General features: G+C 65.6%; 6 protein-coding genes. 3 read left to right on the top strand and 3 right to left on the bottom strand.

Going from position 1 to position 6,395, the window contains the following annotated elements:
* Positions 1-191 precede the first annotated feature (191 nt).
* Complete coding sequence (locus tag AC3WG5_RS06750) at positions 192-980, bottom strand: inositol monophosphatase family protein (protein WP_294864450.1); 789 nt, start codon at positions 978-980, stop codon at positions 192-194.
* Positions 981-1,121: 141 nt separating this feature from the next.
* Between AC3WG5_RS06750 and AC3WG5_RS06745 the strand changes: the two genes are divergently transcribed.
* Together AC3WG5_RS06745 and AC3WG5_RS06740 are read left to right on the top strand one after the other, a co-directional pair.
* On the top strand, positions 1,122-1,886 hold the full coding sequence (locus AC3WG5_RS06745; RefSeq protein ID WP_492568213.1) for an RNA methyltransferase: 765 nt from the start codon (positions 1,122-1,124) through the stop codon (positions 1,884-1,886).
* A complete protein-coding gene (locus AC3WG5_RS06740) occupies positions 1,864-2,814 on the top strand; it encodes a DUF1853 family protein (protein ID WP_492568212.1) in 951 nt (316 codons plus the stop codon). The genes AC3WG5_RS06745 and AC3WG5_RS06740 overlap by 23 nt, the downstream gene beginning before the upstream one ends.
* Positions 2,815-3,025: 211 nt before the next feature.
* Here AC3WG5_RS06740 and fnr read toward each other — a convergent pair whose 3' ends face one another.
* Positions 3,026-3,781, bottom strand: a complete 756-nt coding sequence (gene fnr, locus AC3WG5_RS06735; RefSeq protein ID WP_008953367.1) for a fumarate/nitrate reduction transcriptional regulator Fnr — start codon at positions 3,779-3,781, stop codon at positions 3,026-3,028.
* A 133-nt stretch (positions 3,782-3,914) separates the two neighbouring features.
* On the opposite strand from fnr, the gene hemN reads away from it, so the two are divergent.
* Entirely contained in the window at positions 3,915-5,324 is a 1,410-nt protein-coding gene (hemN, locus tag AC3WG5_RS06730; RefSeq protein WP_492568211.1) for an oxygen-independent coproporphyrinogen III oxidase, read from the top strand.
* 87 nt (positions 5,325-5,411) lie between these two features.
* Here hemN and AC3WG5_RS06725 read toward each other — a convergent pair whose 3' ends face one another.
* On the bottom strand, positions 5,412-6,395 hold the full coding sequence (locus AC3WG5_RS06725; RefSeq protein ID WP_482583228.1) for a patatin-like phospholipase family protein: 984 nt from the start codon (positions 6,393-6,395) through the stop codon (positions 5,412-5,414).

The raw sequence follows: 6,395 nt of genomic DNA, 5'->3' as shown, positions 1-6,395 counted from the left end.
CTGAAGGGGGAATTTGGCGACGAAAATTCCCCCCCCCCGTCCGCCGGGCGGAACCGGCACCCCCCATTCTCACCAGCCATATAGCAATAGCCCATAACTTCGCCGAAAACGTTATTCCAGACCGTACCTCCGTAAACAACAACGCCCCGCCAGCGGACTGACGGGGCGTTGGAAATACGGAGGGAGAACGATCAGCCGACGTGCGGCGCCAGCGTATGCAGCAACTGCGCCAGCACCTTCGGGCTGCCGGCCACGATGTCGCCGGATTCCAGCCAGCCGTCCTCGCCCTTGAGGTCGGTGACGATGCCGCCGGCTTCCTGCACGATCAGGCTGCCCGCCGCGATGTCCCACGGCTTCAGGTTCAACTCCCAGAAACCATCGACACGGCCGCAAGCCACGTTGCACAGATCGAGCGCGGCCGAGCCCTCGCGGCGCACGCCGGCGGTTTTGCCCAGCACGTCCTTCAACATGCCCAGGTACTGGTCGATGTAGCTCTGGTCGGTCACCGGGAAGCCGGTGGCGATCACGCATTCGTTCATGGCAATGCGCTTGGAAACGCGGATGCGGCGGTCGTTGAGGAAGGCGCCGACGCCGCGCGAGGCGGTGAACAGGTCGTTGCGGTTGGGGTCATACACTACGGCCTGCTGGATTTGACCCTTGTGCATCAGGGCGATCGACACCGAGTATTGCGGGTGGCCGTGCAGGAAGTTGGTGGTGCCGTCGAGCGGGTCGATGATCCACTCGAACTCGGCGTTGCCCAGGCCTTGGGCGCCGGACTCTTCTGCTAGAATCCCATGCTTGGGGTAGGCGTCGAGAATGGTCGAGATGATGGCCTCTTCGGCGGCGCGGTCGATTTCGGAGACGAAATCGTTGTGCTGCTTCTTCTCGACGCGGATGGTGTCGACGTTGTGCGACGCGCGCTGGATGACGCTGGCGGCGCGACGGGCGGCTTTCACCGCGACGTTGAGCATGGGATGCATTGACGGCCTCTAGTAAAGACAACTACCCCGGCCTTCCCGGTAGGGAAAATCGTAGTAGGAAACAATCTGGGTTAAGGAACGAAAAAACCCGGCTCATGGACGGGCTTTTGATAAGCCGTCTATTTTAATGCGAAATGGCGAATGAAGAAACCCGAAGTCCCTGATTTTTTGAAGAACATTCGTGTGGTGCTGGCGCGCCCCAGCCATCCGGGCAATATCGGATCGGCGGCGCGGGCGATGAAGACCATGGGGCTGTCGCGGCTCTACCTGGTCGAGCCCAAGACCTTCCCCAGCCCCGAGGCCGACACGCTGGCCTCCGGCGCGGTCGACCTGTTGCAGCAGGCGGTGGTGGTCGACACGTTGGCCGAAGCCTTGTCCGGCGTCACCGTGGCCTGCGCCCTGACCAGCCGCCGCCGCGAGCTGACCACGCCGCTCTCCACTCCGCGCGAAACCACGCCGGAGCTGGTGGCGCGCGCGCGCGACGGCGAACAAGTGGCGCTGGTGTTCGGCAACGAGACCTTCGGCCTGTCGATCGACGAGGTCGAGCTGTGCAACCGGCTGGTGACCATTCCCGGCAACCCCGAGTATTTCTCGCTCAACCTGGCGATGGCGGTACAGGTGATGACCTACGAGCTGTTCAGCCACACCGGCGTCGACGTCGATTACCTGCGTCCGGAAGGGGAGAGCGCGACGCGCGACGAGGTGGAGGGCTTCTGCGGCCACCTCGACCAGACCCTGGCCGATATCGGCTACTACGAGCGGCGCAACGGCGAGCGCCTGATGCGCCGCCTGCGTACCCTGTTCAACCGCGCCAACCTGCTGCGCGAGGAAATCGACATCCTGCGCGGCTTCCTCAAGCAGGTGCAGCGCGTGGCCCAGCGCGATGACGGCCGCCGCCAGCAGTAGCACTTTCTACCTGCCCTACGCGCACCCGGCGGTGCGCGACCTGGCCTTTCTACTGACGGCGCCGGCGCCGTGGCTGACCGGCGCCGACATTCTGCCCGAGCGCCTGCTGGGCGACGCCGGACCGGGACTGTTGGCCGAACTCGACCGCGCCCCGGCGGCGCTAGTGGCCTGGCTCGCCGCCCGTCCCACCACCCGCCTTGGTCGCTACGCCGAAAACCTGCTGGCGTTCTGGTTCGAGCTCGCGCCGCACATCGAGTGCGTGGCGGCCAATCTGCAGGTGCAGAATGGCGAGCTGCGCACCATTGGCGAATTCGACTTCCTGCTGCGCATCGACGGCGAGCCGTGGCACCTCGAAACCGCCAGCAAGTTCTACCTGATGCTGGGCGAAGGGCGCCATACCCTGGTCGGCCCCAGCCTGCGCGATGCCTGGGCGCTGAAGGCGGCCAAGTTGCAGGATCAGCTCGCGCTGTCGCGCCACGCGGCGGCGCAACCCTTGTTGCCGCCCGGCTTCGTCGGCTGCCGCACCGCGGCCAGGCTGGCGGGCTGGCTGTTCTATCCCCATGCCGTGCTGCTCGAGCCGCCGCTGGCCCCCGACCTCCTCACCGGCTGGGCGCGCCCGCTGCTGGCGCCGTGGCCGCGGCGCTCGCTGGCGTCGCGCTGGGTGTGGCTGCCGCGCTTGCGCTGGCTGGCGCCGGCGCGGGTGGACGAGGCCGAGACGCTGGACGAGGACGCGCTGCGCCGCCACCTGGCGGCGGCAGAGGCGCCACAGCTGGTGGCCGAGGTCTTGCCGTTGGGGGGCGGGGACTGGGAGGAAGTGGCGCGCGGTTTTGTCTGCCCGCCGAACTGGCCGCCGCCGGCGCGACTGGCCGAGTTGCTCGACACGGTGCAGGAACTGACCAATGGCAAGGCGGGAAGCGGGGGGCGCTGAACGCCATTCATGCCGCGGTGGCCGGTGGGCCGCCCGCTGACGCTAGGACCGCGGGGGCGCGGAAGGGCTCAGAACCTGTTTACGATCTGCTGCGCTTCGGCGATACGGCGTTAAAAACGACTTTGGAATGCTCATTTACTACTTGTAAACTCCGCATCCTCAGCTGTTTTTGCCTTGTCTCGCTCTAGCTCGCGAGATCGTAAACAGGTTCTCAGTGGTTCGGCGTCGGGTGGGCGTTGGCGCAGCCGGCGACCAACTGCTTGAGCTGCTCGGGCTGCTCCAGCTGGATGTGCTTGTGGTCCACCGCGATCCAGCCCTGCTGCTGGAACTTGGACAGGGTGCGGCTCACCGTCTCCAGCTTGAGCCCCAGGAAGCTGCCGATCTCCTCGCGGCTCATGCGCAGGATGAAGTCGTTGGCGGCGAAACCGCGTACCGTCAGGCGCTGCGACAGGTTGATGAGGAAGGCGGCCAGCCGTTCCTCCGCCTTCATATTGCCCAGCAGCATCATCACGTTGTGATCGCGCACGATCTCGCGGCTCATCAGCCGGTAGAAGTGGTGTTGCAGCGAGGGAATCTCCAGCGCCAGGTTCTGCATGCGGCTGAACGGCAGCTCGCACACCTCGCTGTCTTCCAGCGCGACGGCGTTGCAGCCGTGCACGTTGGCCGAAATCCCGTCCAGTCCCATCAGTTCGCCCGACATGTGAAAGCCGGTGACCTGCTCGCGCCCGTCCTGGCTGGAGATGCAGGTCTTGAAGAAACCGGTACGTACCGCGTACAGTGACTTGAAGCCCTCGCCGTTGCGAAACAGCGCTTCGCCACGTTTCAGGCGCCGGCTCTGGCGGATCACCGCATCCAGTCGCGTCATTTCCTCACGGTTCAGACCCAGGGGCAGACACAATTCGCGCAGCGTGCAGTTGGAGCAGGAGACCTTGAGGGCTTGCAGGGGAACAACAGTCGAGTCAGTCATGCGGCATGTCCGCTTCTGTTAAGTAAGCCTTGATGTTGGTCAAAGCGTTGGGCCTTGATGTCGGTCAAAGCGTTTCTGGGAGGTTTGCCGCAAATTTACCAGTCCACCACTGGTTTTTCCATCGCGAGACATCATGAACACCACCCACCCACCGTTTTCGCCCACACGTTGCGAGTTCGACCGCGCCCTGATTGCCCGTCTCGACGGCGCCGGCCCGCGTTATACCTCGTACCCGACCGCAGACCGCTTCACCGACGACTTCAGCGCCAAGGACTACCGTCACTGGCTGCAGCAGCGCAAGATCGGCGCCAACAGCCGTCCGATCTCGCTCTACGTGCATCTGCCGTTCTGCAATACCGTGTGCTATTACTGCGGCTGCAACAAGATCATCACCAAGGACAAGAGCCGCGCCGACCGCTACCTCGATTACCTGGAGAAGGAAGTCGGCCTGGTGGCCGACGTGCTGGGGCAGCGCGAAAAAGTGATCCAGCTGCACTTCGGCGGTGGCACCCCGACCTTCCTGTCGGATGAACAGCTGGAACGGCTGATGGGGATACTCCGGACCCGCTTCGAATTCTTGGCGGAGGGAGAATATTCCATTGAGATAGATCCGCGCAAGGTGACGCGCGACACCGTGCTGCATCTGGCGCGCCTGGGCTTCAACCGGATGAGTGTCGGGGTGCAGGATTTCGAGCCGCGCGTGCAGCAGGCGGTCAACCGCATCCAGAGCGAAGAAGAGACGCGCGTGGTGATCGACGCCGCGCGCGAGGCCGGCTTCCGCTCGGTAAGCGTCGATCTGATCTACGGCCTGCCGCTGCAGACCCAGGAGTCGGTGGCGGCCACGGTCGACAAGGTCATCGCCATGGGGCCGGACCGCATCGCGCTCTATAACTACGCCCATCTGCCGACGGTGTTCATGCCGCAGCGGCGCATCAACGAGGCCGACCTGCCGCTGCCGCCGGTCAAGCTCGACATCCTGCAGCACTCGGTGGAACAGCTGGCCGCCGCCGGCTACGTGTTCATCGGCATGGACCACTTCGCCAAGCCGGAGGACGACCTCACCGTGGCGCTGCGCCAGGGCCGGCTGCAGCGCAATTTCCAGGGCTACTCCACGCACGCCGACTGCGACATGATCGGCTTCGGCGTGTCCTCCATCGGCAAGGTCGGCCCCTGTTACAGCCAGAACGAGAAGGATCTCGAGAGCTACTACGCCGCACTCGACGAAAACCGCCTGCCGGTGCTGCGCGGCATGGTGCTGGACGGCGACGACATCCTGCGCCGCTCCATCATCCAGGCGCTGATGTGCCGCTTCGCGCTGTCGGTGGAAGCCATCGAGCAGGTGCACGGCATCAACTTCGCCGAGTACTTTGCCGCCGAGATGCCGGCCATCCGCGAGTTCCAGCAGCAGGGCCTGCTCACTTTCGACGGCGACTTCCTGATGGTTGAGCCCAAAGGCCGCTTCCTGATCCGCAACATCGCCATGGCTTTCGACCGCCACCTGCGCGAGCGCCAGACCAAGGCGCGCTACTCGCGCACCATCTGATCCTTTCCCTTCCCGCCACGGCCGCCTTGCGGTCGTGGCGCGCTCTTGCCGCGGCTCTTCGTTGCGCCGCGACGACGTCGCCCCGTGTCAGCCGATGCGCCGCCACAGCCGCATCGTGCTTTTTCTCCCGACTTCCGCACCGTGCTCTTGCAGCCAGGCCTGCGCCCGCTCGCGCCCGGCGGCAAACAACTGCTGCACCAGGCCGTGATGCGGCGTGAGCTTGCTCAGGCTGTCGAGCGCGCCGGTGGTAGCGTCCGCATCGATATGGTGCAGGCGCAGCTGGCGCAGGTGTCGCTCCAGGCGGCCCAGGCCGAACAGACTTCTGCCGGCTTCGCGCTTGGCGATGGCCAGCCCTTGCAACTCGGTATGCAGCGACGAGCCGAAGCTGATGTCGTTGAGGCGGCGCTCGACCGCGCCGGCACGCCCAGGCGTCTCCTCCCACTGTTGCGGCACCAGCGTCACCAGCACGATATCGCGGGCGCGCCCCTGGTAGGCCAGCGGAAACAGCGGCGGGTTGGCGGTGAGGCCGCCGTCCCAGTAGGCTTCGCCGTCGATGTGTACGGTGTGGTGCAGCTGCGGCAGGCAGGCGGAAGCCAGCAGGTGCTCCACGCTCAGCTCGTGGGCATGGAACAGCTTGAGGCGTCCGCTGTTGACGTGGGTCGCGGCGATGAACAGCTGGATCGGGGTGGTGCGCAGCCGGGCGAAGTCGATGCTGCTGGCGATCAGCTCGCGCAGCGGGTTGTAGTCGAACGGGTTGAGCTGGTCCGAGGTCAGGAAGTGCGACAGCTGCAGCAGCCCTTGCAGCGCCACGGGCGGGGCGTGCGCCGCCGGCCAGGGGTAGAGCGCCGACAGCCGTTGCCAGAACTGTCCCAGCGCCTCGCGCGCGCCGTCGTAACCACCCTCCATCCAGCCGTAGGCCAGCAGCGCCGCGTTCATGGCGCCGGCACTGGCGCCGCTCAGCGCGGCGGGGTGATAGCGGCGTGTTTCCAGCAGCCTGTCCAGTACGCCCCAGGTAAAGGCGCCGTGCGCGCCGCCGCCTTGCAAGGCCAAGGCGATCTCAGTGGTCTTCAT

It is taken from the genome of Pseudogulbenkiania sp. FW507-F1, from assembly GCF_058781125.1.
The sequence above is the reverse complement of the archived record's forward strand: the minus strand, read 5'-3'. Positions and strand labels throughout refer to the sequence as shown.